Origin of the sequence: Bizionia myxarmorum (assembly GCF_008086205.1) — a bacterium.
GTDB lineage: Bacteria > Bacteroidota > Bacteroidia > Flavobacteriales > Flavobacteriaceae > Algorimicrobium > Algorimicrobium myxarmorum.
The window spans coordinates 1,914,881-1,937,890 of sequence record NZ_VSKK01000001.1 but is presented as its reverse complement, the minus strand read 5'-3'; the positions used below and the strand labels follow the sequence as shown (position 1 = coordinate 1,937,890).

27 protein-coding genes are annotated in these 23,010 nt (G+C 33.4%); 18 read left to right on the top strand and 9 right to left on the bottom strand.

From position 1 onward, the window contains the following. Nucleotides 1-76: 76 nt before the first annotated feature. Together ES674_RS08830 and ES674_RS08825 are read left to right on the top strand one after the other, a co-directional pair. On the top strand, nucleotides 77-451 hold the full coding sequence (locus tag ES674_RS08830; RefSeq protein WP_148403563.1) for a hypothetical protein: 375 nt from the start codon (nucleotides 77-79) through the stop codon (nucleotides 449-451). A 94-nt stretch (nucleotides 452-545) separates the two neighbouring features. After that, nucleotides 546-1,043 (top strand): hypothetical protein, encoded by a 498-nt coding sequence (locus ES674_RS08825; protein ID WP_148403562.1) that lies wholly within the window; start codon nucleotides 546-548, stop codon nucleotides 1,041-1,043. A gap of 40 nt (nucleotides 1,044-1,083) precedes the next feature. Here the strand turns inward: ES674_RS08825 and ES674_RS08820 are convergent, their stop codons facing one another. Then, a complete protein-coding gene (locus tag ES674_RS08820) occupies nucleotides 1,084-2,229 on the bottom strand; it encodes a cysteine desulfurase family protein (protein ID WP_148403561.1) in 1,146 nt (381 codons plus the stop codon). Between the two features lie 116 nt (nucleotides 2,230-2,345). Here ES674_RS08820 and ES674_RS08815 point away from each other — a divergent pair, with 116 nt between their 5' ends. Then, nucleotides 2,346-3,281 (top strand): hypothetical protein, encoded by a 936-nt coding sequence (locus tag ES674_RS08815; protein ID WP_148403560.1) that lies wholly within the window; start codon nucleotides 2,346-2,348, stop codon nucleotides 3,279-3,281. On the opposite strand, the gene ES674_RS08810 is transcribed toward ES674_RS08815, so the two are convergent. Together ES674_RS08810 and ES674_RS08805 are read right to left on the bottom strand one after the other, a co-directional pair. Next, nucleotides 3,278-3,826, bottom strand: a complete 549-nt coding sequence (locus ES674_RS08810; RefSeq protein ID WP_148403559.1) for a Smr/MutS family protein — start codon at nucleotides 3,824-3,826, stop codon at nucleotides 3,278-3,280. The genes ES674_RS08815 and ES674_RS08810 overlap by 4 nt on opposite strands. Further along, nucleotides 3,813-4,022: a hypothetical protein gene (locus ES674_RS08805; protein ID WP_148403558.1), complete on the bottom strand. Its 210-nt coding sequence runs from the start codon at nucleotides 4,020-4,022 to the stop codon at nucleotides 3,813-3,815. The genes ES674_RS08810 and ES674_RS08805 overlap by 14 nt, the downstream gene beginning before the upstream one ends. Before the next feature lie 121 nt (nucleotides 4,023-4,143). Here ES674_RS08805 and ES674_RS08800 point away from each other — a divergent pair, with 121 nt between their 5' ends. The 4 genes from ES674_RS08800 (at nucleotide 4,144) to ES674_RS08785 (ending at nucleotide 7,982) form a co-directional block, all read left to right on the top strand. Further along, nucleotides 4,144-5,370 (top strand): tail fiber domain-containing protein, encoded by a 1,227-nt coding sequence (locus tag ES674_RS08800; RefSeq protein WP_148403557.1) that lies wholly within the window; start codon nucleotides 4,144-4,146, stop codon nucleotides 5,368-5,370. Between the two features lie 30 nt (nucleotides 5,371-5,400). After that, nucleotides 5,401-7,233, top strand: a complete 1,833-nt coding sequence (locus ES674_RS08795; RefSeq protein WP_148403556.1) for a T9SS type A sorting domain-containing protein — start codon at nucleotides 5,401-5,403, stop codon at nucleotides 7,231-7,233. 49 nt (nucleotides 7,234-7,282) lie between these two features. Continuing rightward, nucleotides 7,283-7,567 carry a DUF2752 domain-containing protein gene (locus ES674_RS08790; RefSeq protein ID WP_148403555.1) on the top strand — a complete coding sequence of 95 codons (285 nt, stop codon included), beginning with the start codon at nucleotides 7,283-7,285 and terminating at the stop codon, nucleotides 7,565-7,567. 79 nt (nucleotides 7,568-7,646) lie between these two features. Then, a complete protein-coding gene (locus ES674_RS08785; protein ID WP_148403554.1) occupies nucleotides 7,647-7,982 on the top strand; it encodes a CCC motif membrane protein in 336 nt (111 codons plus the stop codon). 85 nt (nucleotides 7,983-8,067) lie between these two features. On the opposite strand, the gene rocD is transcribed toward ES674_RS08785, so the two are convergent. Beyond that, on the bottom strand, nucleotides 8,068-9,348 hold the full coding sequence (gene rocD, locus ES674_RS08780) for an ornithine--oxo-acid transaminase (RefSeq protein ID WP_148403553.1): 1,281 nt from the start codon (nucleotides 9,346-9,348) through the stop codon (nucleotides 8,068-8,070). 227 nt (nucleotides 9,349-9,575) lie between these two features. Here rocD and rlmD point away from each other — a divergent pair, with 227 nt between their 5' ends. The 3 genes from rlmD to ES674_RS08765 are packed head-to-tail and all read left to right on the top strand — an operon-like array spanning nucleotide 9,576 to nucleotide 12,236. Continuing rightward, nucleotides 9,576-10,985 (top strand): 23S rRNA (uracil(1939)-C(5))-methyltransferase RlmD, encoded by a 1,410-nt coding sequence (gene rlmD, locus ES674_RS08775; protein ID WP_148403679.1) that lies wholly within the window; start codon nucleotides 9,576-9,578, stop codon nucleotides 10,983-10,985. Between the two features lie 5 nt (nucleotides 10,986-10,990). Continuing rightward, a complete protein-coding gene (locus ES674_RS08770) occupies nucleotides 10,991-11,533 on the top strand; it encodes a DUF6452 family protein (RefSeq protein WP_148403552.1) in 543 nt (180 codons plus the stop codon). Then, nucleotides 11,499-12,236: a DUF6048 family protein gene (locus ES674_RS08765; RefSeq protein ID WP_246125997.1), complete on the top strand. Its 738-nt coding sequence runs from the start codon at nucleotides 11,499-11,501 to the stop codon at nucleotides 12,234-12,236. The genes ES674_RS08770 and ES674_RS08765 overlap by 35 nt, the downstream gene beginning before the upstream one ends. A gap of 184 nt (nucleotides 12,237-12,420) precedes the next feature. Here ES674_RS08765 and ES674_RS08760 read toward each other — a convergent pair whose 3' ends face one another. Beyond that, complete coding sequence (locus tag ES674_RS08760; RefSeq protein ID WP_148403677.1) at nucleotides 12,421-13,584, bottom strand: THUMP domain-containing class I SAM-dependent RNA methyltransferase; 1,164 nt, start codon at nucleotides 13,582-13,584, stop codon at nucleotides 12,421-12,423. Between the two features lie 130 nt (nucleotides 13,585-13,714). Between ES674_RS08760 and ES674_RS08755 the strand changes: the two genes are divergently transcribed. The 4 genes from ES674_RS08755 (at nucleotide 13,715) to ES674_RS08740 (ending at nucleotide 16,394) form a co-directional block, all read left to right on the top strand. Next, complete coding sequence (locus tag ES674_RS08755; RefSeq protein ID WP_148403551.1) at nucleotides 13,715-14,443, top strand: class I SAM-dependent methyltransferase; 729 nt, start codon at nucleotides 13,715-13,717, stop codon at nucleotides 14,441-14,443. After that, nucleotides 14,443-15,117, top strand: coding sequence for a ZIP family metal transporter (locus ES674_RS08750; protein WP_148403550.1), 675 nt, complete (start codon nucleotides 14,443-14,445; stop codon nucleotides 15,115-15,117). Before ES674_RS08755 ends, ES674_RS08750 begins: the two co-directional genes overlap by 1 nt. 8 nt (nucleotides 15,118-15,125) lie before the next feature. Then, entirely contained in the window at nucleotides 15,126-15,554 is a 429-nt protein-coding gene (locus tag ES674_RS08745; protein ID WP_148403549.1) for a DUF4268 domain-containing protein, read from the top strand. A gap of 210 nt (nucleotides 15,555-15,764) precedes the next feature. Then, nucleotides 15,765-16,394, top strand: a complete 630-nt coding sequence (locus ES674_RS08740; RefSeq protein ID WP_148403548.1) for a MarC family protein — start codon at nucleotides 15,765-15,767, stop codon at nucleotides 16,392-16,394. Here the strand turns inward: ES674_RS08740 and trhA are convergent. Together trhA and ES674_RS08730 are read right to left on the bottom strand one after the other, a co-directional pair. Continuing rightward, nucleotides 16,391-17,017, bottom strand: a complete 627-nt coding sequence (trhA, locus tag ES674_RS08735; RefSeq protein ID WP_148403547.1) for a PAQR family membrane homeostasis protein TrhA — start codon at nucleotides 17,015-17,017, stop codon at nucleotides 16,391-16,393. The genes ES674_RS08740 and trhA overlap by 4 nt on opposite strands. Then, nucleotides 17,017-17,694, bottom strand: coding sequence for a DUF4294 domain-containing protein (locus ES674_RS08730; RefSeq protein ID WP_148403546.1), 678 nt, complete (start codon nucleotides 17,692-17,694; stop codon nucleotides 17,017-17,019). Before ES674_RS08730 ends, trhA begins: the two co-directional genes overlap by 1 nt. Before the next feature lie 112 nt (nucleotides 17,695-17,806). Here ES674_RS08730 and ES674_RS08725 point away from each other — a divergent pair, with 112 nt between their 5' ends. Further along, complete coding sequence (locus ES674_RS08725) at nucleotides 17,807-18,895, top strand: M42 family metallopeptidase (protein ID WP_148403545.1); 1,089 nt, start codon at nucleotides 17,807-17,809, stop codon at nucleotides 18,893-18,895. Nucleotides 18,896-18,948: 53 nt separating this feature from the next. Beyond that, nucleotides 18,949-19,503, top strand: coding sequence for an NUDIX hydrolase (locus tag ES674_RS08720; RefSeq protein WP_148403544.1), 555 nt, complete (start codon nucleotides 18,949-18,951; stop codon nucleotides 19,501-19,503). A 69-nt stretch (nucleotides 19,504-19,572) separates the two neighbouring features. Here ES674_RS08720 and ES674_RS15385 read toward each other — a convergent pair whose 3' ends face one another. Next, entirely contained in the window at nucleotides 19,573-19,731 is a 159-nt protein-coding gene (locus ES674_RS15385) for a hypothetical protein (protein WP_170233981.1), read from the bottom strand. A gap of 233 nt (nucleotides 19,732-19,964) precedes the next feature. Beyond that, nucleotides 19,965-20,945: a helix-turn-helix transcriptional regulator gene (locus ES674_RS08715; RefSeq protein WP_170233980.1), complete on the bottom strand. Its 981-nt coding sequence runs from the start codon at nucleotides 20,943-20,945 to the stop codon at nucleotides 19,965-19,967. Between the two features lie 89 nt (nucleotides 20,946-21,034). Between ES674_RS08715 and ES674_RS08710 the strand changes: the two genes are divergently transcribed. Together ES674_RS08710 and ES674_RS08705 are read left to right on the top strand one after the other, a co-directional pair. Continuing rightward, nucleotides 21,035-22,291, top strand: coding sequence for a flippase (locus ES674_RS08710; protein ID WP_148403542.1), 1,257 nt, complete (start codon nucleotides 21,035-21,037; stop codon nucleotides 22,289-22,291). 13 nt (nucleotides 22,292-22,304) lie between these two features. Beyond that, a complete protein-coding gene (locus ES674_RS08705; protein WP_148403541.1) occupies nucleotides 22,305-22,976 on the top strand; it encodes a PrsW family intramembrane metalloprotease in 672 nt (223 codons plus the stop codon). Nucleotides 22,977-23,010: the final 34 nt, after the last annotated feature.

Here is a 23,010-nt window from a genome sequence, read left to right as displayed (position 1 = left end):
AAACAATTTTATCCAAGCTTTAAAAATTTAACAGAGTTTTGATTTAACCGAACCTACTTTGTACTACTTTTGTATTATGAAAACGAAGTTTCAACTTCATATTGTGTTCTCCTTACTCCTAGTTTATGTTATAAGCTTTGGGGTTTCGGTTCATGATGTTATTGCTGATTCCTTTTCTGAAAATACCTTTAAAAAACAGACAACGCATAAATCATCAAAAAATGATTCTCCTATATATTATGCGTATCAGGATATTGAAATAATAGGTCATACGCCTACAGATTCAGAAATTGCTGATGTTTTTCCTGAAACTTTAATAGCATTTAATAGTTTTCAAGATTTAAATCCTTCAAAAACGGCTCAAGATAGTCAGTATCTTAAAGCGGGACGTTATATTATACCTAGTTTTAATATACAAGCCTGTATATTTCCTTTCCACGATTTTATTTAGATTCCCTTTTTAATTTTTGTCAGGCTGAAACTTTAACCAAAAGTTTCACGCATTTAAGTATGCCTAATTTTAACATTCAAAAAAATAAAATATCATGGAATCTAATTCAATTATTATCGGTCTAATCATATTAGCAGTAATAGCTTTACCTATTATAGCTATTCAAATGTCTCAAAGTTTTAAAAAGAAAAAAGCTAAAAACGAATTTATTGTTGAAGCTAAAACAAATAATGTTCATATTTCAGACGTGGATTTCTGGGGAACTTACTACGCTATTGCTATGGACAGTTCTGAAAACAAACTAGTTTATTCTAAAAAAACAGAAGATGAAACGGTTTGGATTACTGCCGATTTAAGCCAAGTAACGGAATGCTACATTCATAAAACGGATAGAACAGTAAAAAATCTAACAACAAATAAAACGGAAACAGATCGAATTGATTTAGTATTGCGCACTAAAGGCCAAAAAGACTATGTTTTAGAGTTTTATAATATAGACGTAAACTTTGAAATGACAGAAGAAAAAACCTTATTAGCCAAATGGCAAGAACGTATAAAATCGCAATTAGCTACAGCAAAAGTAGCTGCTTAAATTTTAAATCCCTTTCAAAATAAATTGAAAGGGATTTTTTTTATGCTGTTATAAAATCTTTTAAAACAGAAATAACGTAATCAATTTCAGCTTTAGTATTAAAAATACTGAATGAAAAACGAAGCGAAGGTTTCTTTAAATCGTCTTCACATAAAACTTCGTTTAAAACATGAGATCCTTTATTGCTACCACTTTGACAAGCACTTCCTTTTGAACAGGCTATGCCTTTTAAATCCATTTGAAATAACAAAATCAATGCTTTCTCTGGCGGTATAGGTAAACACACATTTATTAAAGTATACGTACTCTTTTCTAAATCTCCAGACAAACCATTAAAAGTTACTTTTGGAAAGGCTTGGCGTAATTCAGAAATAAAATGACGTTTTAAATCTAACACATATTCACGGTCTTCATTTAAGTTAGCATAAGCCATAGTGAAGGCTTTTTCCAAACCAACAATATTATGTACGGCTTCCGTTCCAGCGCGAATACCACGCTCCTGCTCGCCTCCAAAAATTAAGGATCTTAAACCAGAATTCTTTCTAATATATGCAAAACCAACACCTTTTGGTCCATGAAATTTATGAGCACTAACGGCTAGAAAATCGATGTGAACGTCTTGTAAATTCAATTCATAATGTCCAACAGATTGAACGGCATCACTATGAAACAAAGCGTTGTGAGCTTGGCATAAATTACCTACGCGTTTCACATCTAAAATATTACCAATCTCATTATTCACATGCATTAAACTCACCAAGGTTTTCCCGTGAGATTGAAGTAATGTTTCCAGATTTTCATAATCCACTTGACCGTGAGCGTCTAATTTCACATAACTAACGGTAATATCACAGGTTCTTTCTAATTGTTGAACGGTATGTAAAACCGCGTGATGTTCAATTTTTGACGTAATTATATGTTTAACACCCAAATCTCTAATGGCACATTGTAAAACCAAATTATCCGCTTCCGTACCGCCAGAAGTAAAAACAATTTCGCCAGCACTCACATGGAGTTTTTTGGCAATTGTTTTTCGCGCTTGTTCAATTAATACCTTGGACGATCGGCCAAAACTATGAGTAGATGAGGCATTCCCATATTCATTACGCATCACGTTTGTCATAACATCAATAACTTCATCTCGCATCTTCGTGGTTGCCGCACTATCAAAATAAACTGCTTTCATACTTGGGGTTTTCGCATTAAAAATAATTCCTACAAAATTACGGGAAATAAAATTATTTGTTCCGGATGACGTTGTATATTTAGCAATTCTTTTAATTTTGTTTAAAATATGTTTTCATGCGAAAATTAATCCTACTACTTCTTACAATTTCAGTATTCACATCTTGTGACGATGGTGACATCATAAATATTGAATTCGATTTTGACGATACATTTTCAGCTTGTGGTGAATTAGTTTTTTATCAAATAAAGGATAATCCTTATGAATCTTTGTCATTAAAAATTACAGATCCAAGATGGACTTTGGAAAAACTAATTGCTATAGATACTATTACGGGACAACTTATTAATGATCAAGAAATAGTAATTGATATTGGACTAGCCGGAAATCAATTTAATTACCGGTCTTATAATGCCGATCCAAGAGGTTTGTTTTGTAATGATGTTCCACCTTCTAATATCCAAATTCTTGAAGATTTATCTAGTGTTGGCGGAAAAGCATATATTAATGTTACTTTAGTTGAAGATGATTTGGACGGAATTCCAGCAGAATTTGAAGATGAGAATACAGATGGCGATAATAATCCCGCAACGAATCCAAAAGATACAGATGGCGATGGCATTCCAGATTATTTAGACGTAGATGATGATGGCGATAATGTTTTAACTTCTGTGGAATTAGATGACAATGCTGATGGTGATAATGATCCGCGAACTAACCCGAGAGATACAGATGAAGATGGCATTCCTGATTATTTAGATAGTGATGATGATCAAGATTTAGTTCCAACCATTAATGAAGAAAGCAGGTCTGCAGATCAAAATCCAGCAAATGATTATAGTAGTCCTGGAATAGCTGATTACTTAAACAAAACTATTACAGATTCCGTTCCAGCAACAGCCTACCGCGCAAATCAAATAAATCAAGTATTTAAAATAACATTACGTGTGGAAGGCGTTAGTTTCTCTACCATAACTCAAGATTTATTTATTATGGGAACTTTAGTAGATTCTAGATTAATAAAAACGCGCTCCATAACTCCCGAATTTTAATCGGGACTAACGTTCTGAAAAATATAGACTTCAGTAGCACCAACGCCATATTTTTGATAATCGGCATCGTAATATTTAACGTTATTATAGCGACCAAATAAATATTCCAATTCCGTTTTTAAAACGCCCTCACCTACCCCGTGAATGAAAACTATTTTTTGAATCCTTTTACGAATAGCAAAATCCAGTTGTCCCCTGGCCGTATCTAATTGCAAGGTTAACATATCATGATTACTCATGCGTTTAGAGTTTGTAGTAAGATGATGAATATGTAAATCCACCTCCATAGTGGGTAAAAAGCGTTCTTTCGTTTTTTTAGTTGTAGTTGCTCTTCTTTTAGGTTGTTCCTTCTCTCTTATCATAGCTTCCGCACCACTTAAATCTATTTTCATAGGTTTAGTAACCACGAGCTCATGCGCTTCAAAATCTAGCTCAAAACCGTCTGGTGTTTCAATAGTAATAATATGATCTTTTACTTTGGAAACGATGCCTGATAAATTATCATCTAAAACTGCAACGGTATCTCCTATTTTAAACTTCGTCATGCTCTTCGGATTTTTCATTTAATTCTTTGTCAAATTTACTCGGAATTCTACTAGAAATTCTATAGACACCGAACATTAAAATAACAATACCTATTATTAAAAAAGCGACAGGTTTATCATCACCTGTTTGGCCGTAAATGGCTAATATACCGCCAATTAAAATCAAGAAATAACTTAAATATTGTTGCTTTTTCATACTATGGTCGTTGAAATTTTACGCTTGGTCGAAAATAATATTAAATGTTGAAACGGCATATTAAAAGCATGCTTTTTTTTTATAAATTCATAGGAGATAACCACTTAAATAGTAGCTAATTATGTTTAAAATCACGTCTTTCCCTCGGATATTGTTTGTCTTTATTTTTATGTTTGTACTGCAAACAGAAGTTTTTGCCCAAGTTGGGATAGGGACTACTTCGCCCGCACCAGGAGCAGTGCTGGATGTTACAAGCACGAATAAAGGATTTTTAGTTCCAAGAGTTGATATAGCAGACTTGTCAACCATTGCGCCTGTTACGGGTGGAACCACAGCAGGTCTATTAGTTTGGAACACAAATGCCACAACGGGTATTGGCTATCACTATTGGAATGGCTCTCGATGGATACCGTTTGGAAATGGTGGAATTAATTGGGCATTAATAGGAAATGCTGCAACAACAGCAAACTTTATAGGTACAACCAATAATACACCATTAAATGTACGGACTAATAATATAGAAAGGATGCGTATTTTAGGAAATGGAAATATAGGTATAAGAACAACTACACCATCAAATATGTTCCAAATGACTAACGGCGGTTTAGCTGTAGGTGCGAATGCTATGGCATCATTCGATAACCTTGGTACGACTGGCGTCTCTTTATCTGGTTATAATTCCTCAACAAATAATCCTTATAATAGCATTGAAGGTGTTACTAATTATAATGGGACTACTTATGTAACATCAGGTGTTTTTGGACTCGCAATCAACGCTTCTTTAACACATCAAGCAATTGGTGTTAGGGGGGCTGCAAATGGCAGAGACGGCATTGGAGTATACGGTACTAGACAAAACGTTGGAGGCATATTAGGATGGGGAGGATTATTTGTCAATGATTTAGGTTATACTGGATTTTTCGGTACCATTTCTGATGAAAAAACGAAAAAGAATATTTCACAGATTCAGGATGCGCTTTATATTGTTAAACAATTGAAACCTGTTACATATTATTTTGACCTTGAGAAATATCCAAATATGGGCTTAAATGATAAAATGGAATATGGTTTTATAGCTCAAGAAGTAAGAGATGTTTTACCTGAAGTGACAAGAATAAAAGCGTTAGACACTAATGCAACATCAGAAAATATCCCTTACCAAATGAAAGAAAACAAAAATGAATCTTTCGTTGTATTAGATTACACTAGAATAATTCCAATATTAACAAAAGGTATGCAAGAACAGCAAAAAATTATTGAAACCCAAAATGATAGAATTTTTACTTTAGAGGTGAAAATAATTGAACTTGAAAGTAGAATGAATGTATTAATTAAACGTCAAAATTAGTATTTATATGACTAATTAAATAAACAGATTATGAAATACATATACTTAATTATTATAATTTCCGTAAGTAATTTAATATTAGGACAAACCGACCTACACGTAGGTGGTAATTCATATGTTTACGTTGATGGTACCATTTTCAATAGTTCTCCTGCTGAAGCTCCTATTTATGTTTCTAATTCTATTAACTTAAATGCAGCTAATAGCTATGTCTATCTGCGCAACGAAGCACAACTTTTGCAAGGCAATGATGTGAAAAATAGTGGCATTGGAAAAGTCAGTGTTTATCAATCTGGAACCGTAAATACATATGCTTATAATTATTGGAGTTCGCCTGTAGGAAATACAGCGGCTAATGATTTAGCTAACCGACCATTTATTCCCAACAACAATATTTATGACCACATAGGTAACGTGAATCCTGCACTAGCACCAATTACAAGTGTGCTTGCCACTTACACTTCTGGCTATAACGGCACGCCTACTGCAGCGCCAATACCACAAGTTATTTCTAGTTTTTGGTTGTATACTTATAATCCTGGAATTCTATATACCGATTGGGATACTCTAGGTGCAGGCGGCTCCGTGAATTCTGGTTATGGTTTTACTATGAAAGGAAATTCTAGCGAATCTCAGCAATACGATTTTAGAGGAAAAGCTAATAATGGGACCTTTACCGTAAACGTAGGAAATGGTTTAGAAACTTTAGTAGGAAACCCATACCCTTCTGCTTTGGATGCTCGCGATTTTATTCATGACCCTGCTAACATTGGTTTAATTACAGGTGTCCTAAAATATTGGGAACAAGCGCCCGGAGCGACTTCTCATGTGTTATCGAATTATGTGGGCGGCTATGCCACCTATACTGTTTACCTTGACGGCACAGATTCCTTCACTTATGCTCCATTTACAACTTATTTAGCGGATGGAACAGCAACAAATTTTCCCGCTGGTATTTATGGAACTAAAATTCCACAGCGCTATATTCCAATTGGGCAAGGATTCATGATAGAAGGTATCACAACAGGTTCGGTAACCTTTAATAATGCGCAACGTGAGTTCTACAAGCAATCTGGTCCAAGAAGCTACTTTTTCAGAAATGAAGATGATAATTCTGATAATACATCTGAAGAAACCACTTATACAGAAGAGGGTTTAAATATAGTTCCTGCCGATTTTAAACGCTTTCGTATTAATGTTGATTTTACAGAGAACGAATTATATACGCGACAATTATTAATGAATTTCCACAATTCCGCAACGGATGGCTTTGATTATGGGTTAGAAGGAAAAGGAGATACACCATTAGCTTCCGATGCTTATTGGATATTGGACAATCAACCGTATGTTATTCAAGCTTTCAGCTACAATCAAGCTTTACAAATACCTTTGGTAGTTAAGGCTCGTGCGAATCAACCAATTCGGTTTCGAATCTATGATGTTCAAAATTTTGATGACAGTCAACCTATTTATATTCATGACATTCAAAATAATATATATGTAAACCTTCGCAATCAACATTATGAAATAAACTTGCCACAAGGCGTTTACACAGACAGATTTGAAATTACATTTGCTGCACAAACTTTAAGCAATCCTGATTTTGCTGCAAGCGATTTCACTATATTTCAAAATAATCAGAATTCAGAATTAACTTTGATTAATCCGAAACAGCTCGCTATAAAGCAACTATCAGTTTTTGATGTATCTGGAAAACGCGTTTTAAACTTAAAAAAATTACCGCTATCTGAAAAGCAAATGTTCTCTACTAAACAGTTCAGTGATGGCATGTATGTTGTATCCTTGGAATTTGAAGCTGGTAATTCTCTAACTAAAAAAGTAATCGTTTCAAATAAAAAGTAATTTATTAAACACTTTTTATAACTTTGAGCGAACCCAATTTAAGAAGCTTATGTCTTCATTAGAAGATTTTATGTTACCCTGTTTTACCAAACAAATCTTCGGAGTTGACTGCATGGGCTGTGGCCTTCAGCGCTCTGTTTCACTTATGTTTCATGGTGATCTAATTGCTGCTTTTAAAATGTATCCAGCTATTTATCCATTAATACTTCTATTTATAGCAATTGGTTTCAATATTTTTTTTAAATTTCAACATTCAAATAGAATCATAAACACACTCGCAATTGTAACCATTAGTGTTATAATTGGGAGTTTTATTTTAAAACTAATCATTTAAACCATCACTAACCGTTCTTAAAAGTTGCTTTATGTTTAATTAAGCAACTTCAAGAACAAAAAATTAAAAACAAGTAAATATGGAACAAAAAAGACTCAATCCAACATTAGTATATGTGTTGGCTATTCTTGGTTTATTATGCTGTTGTATAGCTGGCTTTGGATTTATTCTAGCTGGTATCGCCTTTTTTATAGCTCATAATCAAATTAAGCAAGCACAATTACATCCTGAAGAATATGATTTAAGAAGTGTTAATGCCATGAATACCGCAAAAACGGTAGCATTAGTAATTTTGATAATCAATCTTCTATATTTAGTTTGGTCTATTTACCAAGTCTATTCCATGGGCGGACCTGATGCTTATATGGAGCAATTCCAAGATATAATGGAGCAAATTCAAGAAGGTCAAAATTAATAAAAAGTGATTTTTTATCATAAAAAAAGCGACAAATTTAAATTGTCGCTTTTTTTTATATCCATAAGTAACAGGTTACTTAATTTTATTTTTCGAATTGCTTCAAAGTCTTCGTAATAATTGATACACAATCCAATAATTGCGCTTCAGTCATAACTAAAGGTGGTGCAAAACGAATAATGTTACCATGAGTTGGTTTTGCTAATAATCCGTTATCGCGTAAAGCTAAACAGATGTTCCAAGCCGTATCACTATCCTCATCGTCATTTATTACAATAGCGTTTAATAAACCTTTACCACGAACCAAATTCACAATGGAACTTGTTTCAATAAATTTATTTAATTCACTTCGGAATAATTCACCTAATTTATAAGCGTTTTCTGCTAATTTTTCATCTCTAACAACTTCTAAAGCTGCCATGGCAACCGCAGCTGCTACGGGGTTTCCTCCAAAAGTACTACCGTGGTTTCCAGGACGTATAACATTCATAACAGAATCCATGGCTAAAACAGCAGAAACTGGATAAGCACCGCCAGATAAAGCTTTACCTAAAATTAAAATATCTGGTTTTACTTCAGGTTCGCTTGAACAATTTTTATCTTCACAATTACAATTACCGCAGGTTGCTAATAAACGACCTGTTCTGGCAATTCCTGTTTGAACTTCATCTGCAATAAAAAGTACATTATGTTTTTTACAAAGTGCTTTTGCTTTTTCTAAATAATCATCAGCAGGAACGTAAACACCTGCTTCACCTTGAATAGGCTCTACTAAAAATCCAGCAACATTTGGGTTGGCTTCTAAAGTAGCTTCCAGTGCTATTAAATTATCATATTCAATTTTAATAAATCCATCGGTATAAGGACCAAAGTTTTTTCTAGCTACCGGATCGTTAGAAAAAGAAATAATGGTCGTGGTTCTTCCGTGGAAGTTATTTTCACAAACAATAATTTCAGCTTGATTTTCAGGAATTCCTTTTACTTCATAAGCCCATTTTCTACAAATTTTCAAAGCAGTTTCAACCGCTTCGGCTCCTGTATTCATTGGTAATAACTTGTCGAAATTGAAAAATTCACAAGCAAATTTCTCGTATTTCCCTAACATGTCATTATGAAATGCTCTGGAAGTTAATGCTAATGTACTAGCTTGTTCATGCATAGCATTCACAATTTTTGGATGACAATGTCCTTGGTTTACCGCGGAATAAGCAGAAAGAAAATCGTAATACTTTTTACCTTCTACATCCCATACAAATACACCTTCACCTTTTTTTAAAACTACGGGCAGTGGATGGTAATTGTGTGCGCCATACTTGTTTTCTAAATCAATCGCTTCTTGCGACGTTAATTGGTCTAAAACAGCCATTTTATTATATTTTTAAAGTTTATATCCAAGAAAATGGATATCTAAAATAACCATTCCTTATCTACCTTTATCTTTTCTATAAGGATCAATAAACGACCTACATATTCGAAAATTCAGCGTGGGAAAGAAATCATCCCTAGTTATTGCAAATTTACTAAATATATGCTGTTTCCTAAAATAATTGGAACATGTTTTTTGCTACGAAAAAAGAAAGTACTTTTGCAGCTATGTCTAGAAGAACTAAAAAAGAAATATTAACCAATGTTGAAGTTGTTGACGCTGGTGCCAAAGGGAAAGTAGTAGGAAAAGCTGAAGATGGTAGAGTTATATTTATGCCAAACGCTGTTCCTGGTGATATTGTTGATGTACAAACTCTTAAAAAGCGCAAAGCTTATTATGAAGGTAAAGCAATAGTCTTTCATAAACTTTCTGATAAACGTACCGAGCCGGAATGTCAACATTTTGGCGTTTGTGGTGGTTGTAAGTGGCAAAATATGGGCTACGAACATCAATTATATTACAAACAGAAAGAAGTTACCAATAATTTAACCCGAATTGGCCATATTGAATTACCAGAGGTCACCCCTATTCTAGGATGCAAAGAACCTTATTTTTATAGAAATAAAATGGAGTTTTCTTTCAGTGATAGTCGTTGGTTAACTGTTGAAGAAATCCAGTCAGATGGCGATTTAGGTGATAGAAATGCTCTTGGTTTTCATATTCCTGGTATGTGGGATAAAATTTTAGATATTAAAAAATGTCATTTACAGGCAGATCCTTCAAACGCCATTAGAAATGCTGTAAGGGAATTTGCCATTGCAAATGATTTAGAATTTTTCAATACCCGAAATCAACATGGTTTATTAAGAACTATGATGATTAGAACATCATCCACCGGTGATATTATGGTTATGATTCAATTTTTTAAAGAAGATAAAGCTAAACGTGAATTATTATTAAATTATTTAGCCGAAACGTTTCCTGAAATTACTTCACTTCAATATGTGGTGAACGAGAAAGCTAATGATACTATTTATGATCAAGATGTGATTTGTTATAAAGGACAAGATCATATTTTTGAAGAAATGGAAGGTTTACGTTTTAAAATTAATGCGAAATCTTTTTATCAAACAAATTCGGAACAGGCTTATGAACTCTATAAAATCACTAGAGATTTCGCAGGTCTTTCAGGAAGCGAATTGGTTTATGATTTATATACAGGAACCGGCACTATTGCTCAATTTGTAGCTAAAAATGCCAAAAAAGTAGTGGGTGTTGAAGCTGTTCCCGATGCTATTTTAGCAGCCAAAGAAAATGCACAATTAAATGGTATTGATAACGTTGACTTTTATGTGGGCGATATGAAAAATGTGTTTAATCAAGATTTTATAAATACACACGGTCATCCAGATGTTATTATTACGGATCCGCCGCGTGATGGGATGCATAAAGATGTGGTGCAGCAAATTTTAAATATTGCGCCAGAAAAAGTAGTGTATGTTAGTTGTAATAGCGCCACACAAGCGCGCGATTTGCAGCTCTTGGATGAACAATACAAAGTAACACGCACGCAGGCTGTAGATATGTTTCCGCAAACGCATCACGTTGAAAATGTTGTACTTTTGGAAAGAAGATAATTCCTATGAAAAAAACCATAAGCCTATTAATCTTATTAGTCAGTTTGGCATTTAGTTGCGAGCGTGATGATATTTGCACGTTAGATACGGTTACCACGCCTAGATTAACCATTTCTTTTTATAACAGTGATAATCCCGAACAACAAAATCCTAAAAGCGTTGCCAAGTGTTACGTAATTGGTGATGGAAATACGGAAACCTTACCAGAATTAAATGGCACTGCCGACAAATTAGTTATTTTACTACCGTTAAAAACGACAGCGACAAGTACAACGTATAGTATTTATAACAACTATGTTTATAATAATAACAATACGCCTGATGACACGACTGATGATACCATAACTGGAAATGAAGACATCATCACCATTTCTTATGTTACAGAAGAAGTTTACGTTTCTAGAGCCTGTGGCTTTAAAACCGTATTTAAAAACGTAACCTTAACTGTTGAAGATGATGGCGATAAATGGATTGAAATTATAGAATCAGTAAATGATAATCAAATAATTGAAAATGAATACACAACGAACTATAACATCTATCATTAAAGTATTTCTGATTAGCGTGCTGTTTTGTTCGGTTTCATTTGCACAAAACGACAGTATTCCTTCTAATAAAAAACTGAAAGATAGCAGTAAGCAAAAGGAAAAATACGGCCTACGTGTTGGTGGCGATGCCAGTAAGTTAATTCGGTCCTTTTTGGACGATGATTACAAAGGTTTTGAAGTAATGGGTGATTTCCGGTTTACTAAAAAATGGTATTTAGCCGGTGAATTTGGGGTGGAAGAAAAAAGAACCACCAATGATTATATTGATGTAACCGCCACCGGAACTTATATAAAATTAGGAGCCGATTATAATGCGTATCAAAACTGGTCTGGAATGAGCAATATGCTTTACGGAGGCTTTCGTGTGGCTGCCAGTAATTTTAGTCAGAAAATAGATAGCTACGCCGTTTACTCCCAAAATCAATATTGGGCTCCACAGTTTAACGCATCAGAAAGTAAAGATTATTCGGGTTTAAATGCGCTTTGGGCGGAAATTATTGTCGGATTGAAAGTTGAAGTTCTTAGCAATTTATATTTAGGCGTTAACGCACAATTCAAATACATTATTGCGCAAAAACAACCTGATAATCTTGAAAACCTTTACATTCCTGGGTATAATAAAACCTATGACAGTGGTAGTTTTGGCTTTGGCTATGGCTATAATATTTCCTATTTAATTCCGATTTTTAAGAAAAATAAGTAGTGTTCAGTGTTCAGTGTTCAGTGTTCAGTGTTCAGTGTTCAGTGTTCAGTGTTCAGTGTTCAGTGTTCAAAAAAAAAAAAAAAATCCAAAACTCAATCCTATTAAAACTTAATAACTTTGAATATTTGAATATTTGAATCTTGAAATATTTGAATCTTTGAATCTTTAAAACTTTGAAAGAAAACTAATCCCGATCCTGAAACTTCGCTTTTTTACTCCCTTCGTACATGACATATTTAACTAAACGCGCATCTAATTTCGCATTCATTAAGTGTATTTTTCTAGAAGGACGTAAACCTACATGTTTTAAAGCATCTAAATTGGAAGTTATAAACCAAGCGTCTGTTCCTGGATAATTTTGCTTTAAAGTATCGCCAATGGAAGCATAAAATTTCTCCATATCAATATCCAAACGTTCACCGTATGGCGGATTGAAAACCATGTGAAGTTTAGCATCACCAGCTTTTTGTGTTTTAAAGAAATCTTCGTGCTTTATAGTTACAAATTCATCTAAGTGCGCATTTTTAATGTTGTCTTTAGCTTTTTCAACCGCACTAGGCGATTTATCGTAACCCATTATTTTATGATGAAAATCACGTGTTTTTTTCAAAAGAGATTCTTCAATCGTTTCAAATAAAGCTACATCCCAATCATTCCAACGTTCAAAAGCAAATTCCTTTCGCATTAAATTTGGTGGAATATTGCAAGCAATCATAGCTGCTTCTGCCAAAATAGTTCCAGAACCACACATAGGATCCATAAAATCGGACTGACCATCCCAACCAGATAACATAACCAATCCAGCTGCTAGCACTTCATTAATTGGTGCAATATTCGTTGCCGTTTTATAACCACGTTTGTGCAAAGATTCACCTGAAGAATCTAATGAGATAGTACATTGATTTCTATCAATATGCACATTTACTTTTAAATCAGGAAAACGTAAATCTATATTCGGACGCTCATTAGTAGTATCTCTAAATTTATCTACTATGGCATCTTTTGTTTTAAGAGAAATATATTGTGAGTGTGTAAATTGTTCCGAATGAACCGTGGAGCTAATGGCTAAAGTACCATCAGATTTCATAAACTGACTCCAATCCATTTTATAAACTTGGTCGTATAAATCCTGCTCATCCTTAATATGAAAAGTATTGATTGGTTTTAAGATTTTTATCGCCGTTCTTAACCCTAAATTAGCTTTGTACATAAAACCTTTATCACCAGTAAAACCAACCATTCGGATACCTTTCTCAATGTGTTGCGCACCCATTTGGCGTAGTTCGTTTTCCAGTAATTCTTCAAAGCCAAATAAGGTTTTGGCAACCATTTTATAATTATTCTCCATTGCAGACATTAAATAGAATGCAAAAATACAGTATTTTTGTGGCAAGACAACAGACTTTATCCAACAAAGACAATTTGTGGGTACTGAAAATTATATTTAAATACCAAATCCCTTTAACGGGAAAACCCCTATGGAAAATACATCACAATGGTTTACTTCATGGTTTGACTCACCGTATTATCACATTCTTTATAAGGATAGAGATTATAGCGAAGCACAGCTATTTATGGATACTTTAACGAATTATTTAAACCTTCCAGAGCAAGGTGAAATTTTAGATTTAGCATGCGGAAAGGGTCGTCATGCTATTTACTTAAATTCTTTAGGTTTTGATGTTACCGGTGCCGATTTATCTGAAAACAGTATAGTACACGCCAAACAATTTGAAAATGACACCTTGCATTTTAAAGTGCATGATATGTGCAAACCGTTTGACAAGCAGTTTGACGCCGTTTTTAATTTATTCACCAGTTTTGGTTATTTTGAAAATGAAGTTGATAATTTAAGAACCATAAAAGCAATTCAAGCTGATTTAAATGAAACGGGTTTTGGTGTGATTGACTTTATGAATAGTGATTTTGTAATTGATAATTTAGTCCCTGAAGAATTGAAAACCGTTGATGGTATTGATTTTCATTTAAAACGTTCTGTTGAAGATGGCTATATCATCAAAGACATTGAATTTGAAGATGCTGGCGAAAACTATAAATTTCAAGAACGCGTTCGTGCTTTCACATTATCCGATTTTGAAGCGTTGTTTGAGCAAGCCGGTGTTTATTTATTAGATATTTTTGGCGATTATAAATTGCATAAATTCCATAAAACTGCTTCTGAACGTTTAATTATGATTTTTAAATAATGCTGCAATATTTATTACCCATTTTAGCTGTAATTGTAGGTGCCGCTTTAGTTTTGCTAACGCGCAAAAAAGCCTATTTCAACTTTAAATTGTTGCTTGCTTTTAGTGGTGCATTTTTATTGGCCTTAACGCTTTTTGAACTTTTACCAGAAGTTTATGCACATTTGGATCCTAAACAAACAGGACTTTACATCATGTTTGGCATTCTTATTCAAATTATTTTAGAGTTCTTTTCTAAAGGTGCCGAACATGGGCACGTGCATGTGCATACCGACGGAGAAGACTTTCCTTGGGCCCTATTTATAAGTTTGTGTATTCATAGTTTTTTAGAAGGCTTTCCTATTCATGAACACAATGATATGGTTTATGGCATTTTAATCCACAAAATTCCCATTGCTACGGTCATTACAGGTTTTTTAATTCATTCCAAATTTAGCAAAATTCAGGTCATTTCATTTCTAGTTATTTTTGCTTCTATGACGCCTTTAGGAACTTATATTTCTAATCATGTTAGTATTTTTGCAGAATACATTAGTGTTATAAATGCCATTGTTATTGGTATCTTTTTACATATTTCCACCACTATTTTATTTGAAAGTGGCGAAGGGCATAAATTTAATCTCACCAAATTAATTGCTATTGTTTTAGGTATTGCGGCAGCTTATATGATATAATTAGTACTATGTTTTCAAAAGAAGAATCGCGGCAACTCCGACAAATATTTTGGACCAGTTTTGGAAAATCCTTTCCACGAAAGTGGATTCTTTATGATACCAAAACCAAAGGCATGAGTTTTAAATTTCATTTTGATACCAAAACGGCTTTAGTGGCCTTGGACTTAGAAGATGACTTGGAAAACAGAATTAACGTTTGGGAAAAATTAGAAGCGCTGAAAAGCATTTTAATAGAAGACTACCTACCTGAAGCTATTTACGATGAAACGTTTTTTTTAGAAAACGGAAAAGAAATTTCCAGAATTTATGTGCAATTGGAACAAAAAGTTTCTATCCACAATAAAAATACTTGGCAAGAAGTGATGGTTTTTTTCAATGAAACTATGGGTCGGTTTGAAGCTTTTTTCGAAGATTATTACGATGTTATTAAATCTTAAAATAGGCTTTTGCTTTAAATTGCTATTTTTCTGATAGTTAAATCCTTTAAAGATCGGGAATACCACGTTATTATAAGTTGCTAAAAAAAAATAGTTTAAATCATCATTTTCAACTGATTATATCGTTTTGATTTCCTAGTTTTGCATCCTGAAAAAAACACGTATCAAAATTAATTTTTTTGAAACGAAAAATTTATAGATTTTTAGATATTGGATCATCTTATTACTTTTTCAATAACGGTATTCACGGGCTTTTTTGCCATTATGAATCCCATTTCCAATTTGCCGATATTTCTGTCGTTGGTTGGTCATGCTGATAAAGAAACAAAACGCCGAATTAGCAAACGTGCTATTGCCATTGCATTTATCATTGTTTGTGTATTTGCGATTTTGGGAAAATTTATTTTCGAAATTTTTGGCTTGACTATTCCTGCGTTTAAAATCACAGGTGGAATTCTAATTTTCTATGTAGGTTTTGATATGCTTCAATCTAAAAAATCCAATTTAAAGCATTTAAAAAATACGCATATTGATGAAAACATTGCCGTTTCACCTCTAGCTATTCCTATCCTTGCAGGTCCTGGAACAATTGTTACAGCTATGAACTTTGTATCAGACGCTACGTATTTACAAATTGGTATAGTACTAATTATTTTCGCTTTAATATGTTTAATGACGTTTATCACCTTTAGATTAAGTGATTTTATCGTTCGTAAAATAGGAAATAATGTGATTTCTGTAGTAGGGAAAATTATGGGTTTAATTATTGCTATAATTGGAACCAATATGATAATTGAAGGCATTAAAATAGCTTTCGACTTGCCATTTTACACGCTTTAAATTACATAAAAATATACCATAATGAAGTGGCAGATAGCGCCAGCGAGAACAAAAAGATGCCAAATAACATGGTTGAATTTTATTCTATCAATTGCATAAAATAGAATACCTGCTGTGTAGGCAAATCCGCCTGCAAATAACCAAAAAAGGCCGTCTGGCCCTAGAATGTTGGATAAATAAGAATAATCAAATATAACTAGCCAACCCATTATTAAGTAAAGTAGCACCGAAAAAATTTCAAACTTGCCGGTGAAAAACACTTTCAAAATAAAGCCGAAAGCGGCAATTCCCCATACCGTCCAAAACAAAAGCCACCCTTTACTCGCTTCCAGTGTAATTAAAGCCACAGGCGTATACGTTCCAGCAATTAAAAAGTAAATACTAATGTGGTCCATAATCCGAAAATAACGTTTCGGTTTATCAGATTCTACAAAGTGATATAACGTGGAAGAACTAAAGAGCAGGATTATGGTTAGTCCATAAACAATGACACTAAATAAACTCCAATTGGTTTTATTGGAATCATGAAGAATTAAAAACACCAGGGCAACAATACCAATAAGCGCTCCAATGGCGTGGGTAATACTATTTAAACGTTCTTCATATGGAGTTTGTACGCGCATTAGGGCATTTCTTTGGCGTGTAACCATTTATTAGTTAGCTCGTAAATATCATAATCTAAAGCCGATTTTTGGCGCTCTAAACGGCCACTTTGAAAATTACGTTCTAGGATATCTTCTATTAAATAATCCTCTTTTACATTCCAAGGATCAAACTTTTCTTTAAGCGAAATATTGAATAGTAAAGCCGTATTATTAAACCAAAAGGCACGCCAGCCACTACGCAGATTTTTTATTAAATCGAAAGTAGTTGTTCCCGTTTGACGATGGATTAATTTGACAAGAATTTGACCTTCAGTTTTGGAAAGTTTTTTTAATTCTTCCGAAAACTCTTCTTCAATATATTTCTGAATTAATTTAGAATAACGCCTTTTCTCACTCTCACTTTGCAAACTATTTAAACGTTCATTTAAAGATTCTAGGCGCTCCGCTGCCAATTTAGCATATGGATACACTTTAATGGTTTTCCGTCTTACCACCAAATAGCGCTTTCTATCCGCATCCGAACTGAATTTTAGTCGGTGTAACAAGAGAATTTCATTTAAATTAATGGCACTAGTTGGAATGGAATCGCCTTCAACAATAATATAGACAACATCGGTAGAATCTGCTTCCTCCTCATCTATTTGAGCAAAAAGCAATGCTGGAAAAATCATTAAAAAGTAAACAAGTATTTTCATAGGTTTTAACGAATCCAAAATCGTTCCAAAGGGTGAGCAAAATTAATAATTTAAAAAAGCTTTAACCTTAAAATCGTATTAATATTGTTAATTTAGTGGAAAATTAATACAAATGGCAAAAAAGAGTATACTGAACAAAAAGTCAATGGACTTTTTAGAGAAATATTTAAATAATGCATCGCCTACGGGCTATGAGTGGGAAGGTCAGAAAATATGGATGGACTACCTAAAACCTTATGTGGATGAGTTCATTACCGATACTTACGGTACGGCGGTTGGCGTTATTAACCCAAAAGCTAAATATAAAGTGGTTATTGAAGGCCACGCTGACGAAATTTCTTGGTATGTTAACTATATATCTGATAACGGATTAATTTACGTGGTTAGAAATGGTGGTAGTGATCATCAAATTGCTCCAAGTAAAATTGTTAATATTCACACTAAAAATGGCATTGTAAAAGGTGTTTTTGGATGGCCAGCTATTCATACACGAAGCAAAACTAAAGAAGAAGCGCCAAAACCAGACAATATTTGCATTGATGTAGGTGCAAAAGATAAAGCGGGAGTTGAAGCAATGGATATTCACGTAGGTTGTGTAATTACCTATCCAGATGAATTTCATATTCTAAATAAAGATAAATTTGTATGTCGCGCTTTAGACAACCGTATGGGTGGTTTTATGATCGCGGAAGTAGCGCGTTTATTAAAAGAAAACAAGATAGAATTACCTTTCGGACTTTATGTTACCAATTCGGTACAAGAGGAAATTGGCTTACGTGGTGCAGAAATGATTACTCAAACCATTAAACCAAATGTAGCTATTGTAACAGATGTAACGCACGATACCACGACGCCAATGATAGAGCAAAAAGTGCAAGGACATGTGGAAATGGGTCTAGGGCCTGTTATTGCTTATGCCCCAGCTGTACAACAAAAATTACGCGATTTAATTACTGAAACTGCAGAAGCTAACAATATTCCATTCCAGCGTGCGGCCTTATCTAGAGCAACAGGAACCGATACAGATGCTTTTGCTTATAGCAATGGCGGTGTTCCATCAGCATTAATATCGTTACCGTTGCGTTATATGCATACAACTGTGGAAATGGTTCACAGAGACGATGTGGAAAACGTAATTAAAATGATTTATGAAACCTTATTGAAAATAGAAGAAGGCGAAACATTTTCTTATTTTAAATAATATTCCCAACTCTCACGAAAGTGGGAGTTTTTTTTAAAATAGATTTTAATTTCATGGAAGAAGAAATTATTGACATCGTTACCAAAACCGGCGAACCTACGGGTAAAACGGCTTTAAAATCTGAAATCCATAGTAAAGGTTATTACCACAACACGGCTCATATTTGGTTTTATACGGATAAGGGCGAAATATTATTAGCTCAAAGAGCGGCTTCAAAAACCATTTGTCCACTTCTTTGGGATGTTTCCGTTGCTGGGCACGTGGATGCTGGCGAAACAATAGAAGAAGCTGCTATGCGCGAAATTCATGAAGAAATAGGTTTAACAATTTCAGTATCTGATTTACAGAAAATAGGCACTTTTCCATGTTTTCAAACTTATGAAAATGGCATAATAGATAATGAGTTTCACCACACCTATTTAGCAGAATTACAAGTATCTTTAAAACAATTAAAACCCCAACCAGAAGAGGTTGAGGCTTTAGAGCTAGTCACGATTAGAACCTATAAGTCCCTTTTGGCTAATAGCGAAACCAATTCTTATTTTGTGGCTTCAAATCGTGAGTATTATGAATTTATTTTGAAAGAGATTTCTAAAGTTACGTCTTGATTTTTTTAAATAATAAAGACACTAAAAGATTATTGCGCTTAAGAAACAACTATGTATTCAACTAACGTGTTAACTACATACCAAATCCTCTTCTGCAATCTTCTCCCAATTATGAAATTTCAATTTGATATTAGTTTCTTTGGCATTACAAGTGGTACTCGTATTAAGTTGAGAAGATACAGTGTCATTTTTATAGGTGCCACAATTTCTGCATTTGTAGGTAGACATGGTTTTTGAATTTTAATTTACTAATAGCTTATGTATTTAATAATACAATTTCAAAAGTACACTCTAAACAGACAAAACCTGTCCGTTTACAAAACGCTTCTCATACATTTTATTAAAATATAAGTAAAATTACTCATTAACAGGGCGAAAACATTAGTAAACATTAACTGTTAAGAACCACTATAAATAAATATCATTTGTAAAACTTAAAATATTCGAGGGTGTTAAATACTTTAATTATAATACCCCAACATTAACTCCAAATGGTTTTTAACATCCGCCATCACATGTACCGGACTAACAACTTTAACCCAAAGATTATATTTATAAATAGTCATTAAAAACTCATAATTGGGTTCTAAAAAAACTTTTATTTCGCCCCAAATGTGAGGATCAGTATAATCTAAACTTGGTGTGTCGAGCTCTTTTGGTCGTGAAACAATTTGTTGGGAATGATGCAACGGATTCCCTTCCAAATATTTAAAATGATGGTTTGCAACTTGAATATGAATCCATTCCGGTTTCAATCCCGTTTTTAAAATGCCTATTACATTTTTAAAATATTCAGACGGACTAAAATCGACAGGCTGCTTGACGATTTGTTTACTAATTTTTAAAGCCTTGATACGATCATCTAAACAAAAAGCATAAATACCGTATTGTTCATTATGGGCTATTAAATACCAAGCTTGGTTAATTTCTTTTATGTGTAGAGGCTGAAAAAAGCCTGATATTATTTGAAAGCCATTATCGTCATACCAACCTGAATAGCTTATTTCCACTAGAAACTGCTGTTCAATAGCATTAATTAGCGGCACCAAATCCACTTGAAGACTCAAGGAACTTCTAGAAGCTGTAAAATGATCTTTCCATAAATGTGCGTGATGGTGCAATAAATAAAGTTCCGTTTTATCGTAAACCTCCTTTAAAGCTTCGGTGATTTCATAACTATCTATATAATATCCAGAATGACGCTTGTGTAAAATAAGCGTATGATAATATGATTTAATTTTATCCAAATCACGTTTAACGGTTTTCTGACTGTATTGGTTCAATTTATCATAAAGTGGATCATCAATATTATTGGAGCGCAATTGGTCTAAAGAATTTTGCAAATCTTCTAGCGTAACAAATCCATTTTTTTCAACACCATATACTTTTGGGTTGGAAATAATACGTAAAATATAATAACGACGAAGAAATTCTGGTGTCATATCTTGGTTTGAGAAACTAAAATAATAATAAAGTTTTAAATGACTAATACGAAGTCGGTTTTTATATATTTGAAAACTCAACCTGCTCCATGACATCGGTTTTTAGTAAAAAGGACTTTATTGCCACCAAATGGTTTACCCTCGAGAAACTTATTCAATTGGTTATCGGCATTTTGATTGTTCCTAAAATTTTCAGTTCGCTTGGAACGGTGGACATGGGTAAGCTAAAACTTGCAGAGTCTGTTATAGCGATGCTCACGCCGTTGTTCTTTTTAGGGTTAGCGGTTGTTTGCATTCGCGAAATTGTATACAATCCTAAAAAAAGTACGCAGATTCTTGCCACTGCTTTTTATCTTCGACTTATAAGTTGGATGCTTATTTTTTCTGGTCTCCTACTCTATTTTTATTTGAATCCTAATAATTCAATAACCGTTCTTTATCTAATAATTGCATTCAGCTACCTATTTAAACTTACTGATGTTTTTGAATATTATTTAATAGCGAAAAAATGGACCAAATATATTTTTATAAGTAAAATTTCAACCCTTATTATTATTGTGGTCTTACAGTATTACGGCATCAGGAATCAATTGGATGTATTTTATTTTGCGAAACTAATGGCCCTAGATTTTGGAATTCAAGGCCTATTTTATTTTGCTATTCTGAAATTTCAAGGGACTTTAAAATGGCAGGAATGGAAATTTTCCTGGCCACTTGGAAAATCGTTGCTAAAAATGTCTTATCCCTTAATTATTTCGAATAGTCTCATTATATTTTATGTAACTATAGATGAAATATTTTTAAAATATTACCATAATGATCATGCAAATGGCATTTTTGCGAGTGTACAGTTTTTGGTAATCGCATTAAGCTGGAATATTGGATTTTCAATAATTACAGCATTATATCCTTCATTAGCGGAATCATTTAACGGAAATCGCATTATATACCTAAAAAAATTAAGACAATTAACGTTTATAATGGTTGGGCTTGGAATAGGAATTGCTCTTTTTTACACATTTTTAGGTCCATTGATATTGGAAAGGTATTTCAGTGAAAAATATGCAGAAGCCAAAACCCCCTTATTTATATTTTGTTGGGCACCTGTGTTCGTTTTTATTGGTATGATTTACGAAAAACACCTACTCAACACCAATCGGCTAAACCAAAATATCTATCGCTTTATTTTAGGCTGCGTAATTAACGTTATTCTATGCATCATTTTAATTCCGAAATATGATGTTATAGGAGCAGCTATTGCCGTTTTAGTTAGTCATATTTTCACCAATATTATCTATCTTTTTATCGATTCCGAAACTAGAAAACAAATTCTATATCGAAATTAATTATCTTTCACCCATGAATTTATTCCTAGTAGCAATTGCGCCTGTTTGCATCATTATATTTTACATCTATTTCAAAGACAAATATGAAAAAGAGCCTATTTTATTGCTCATCTATTCCTTTTTATTCGGTGCATTTGCCAGTGTTTTATTAACCACAATTTTATATTTTTTATTTGATTATTACTTCCTTTTAGAAAAAGCTAGCGTTTTTCAGCAATTTATAAGAGCCTTTTTTATAGTAGGTTTCATTGAAGAATTTAGCAAATACATCATTGTTAGGTATTATGCACAAACTAAAGAAGAATTCAATGAACCTTTTGATGGTATTGTATATGCGGTTATGGTTTCCATGGGTTTTGCAGCAACTGAAAACATTATATATGTGCTAGAAGGCGGTTATGAAGTTGCCGTATTACGAGCGTTTACAGCCGTGCCTGCTCATGCCACTTTTGGTATTTTAATGGGTTATTATATGGGAAAAGCCAAGTTTTCAAAAAATAAACGACTTTTAAATTTGGTCGGATTATTACTAGCCATCCTGTTTCATGGTGCTTATGACTTTTTTCTATTTATCGATTTTATTCCTGGCGTTTGGATTGGAGCCTTTGTGTCGCTTTTTATTGGTGTTGTTTTATCTCGAAATGCTATTAGACGTCATCAAGCAAATTCACATTTCAAGGTTTAGTAAATTCTAATTTGCTATTTAATTAAACGTTTCA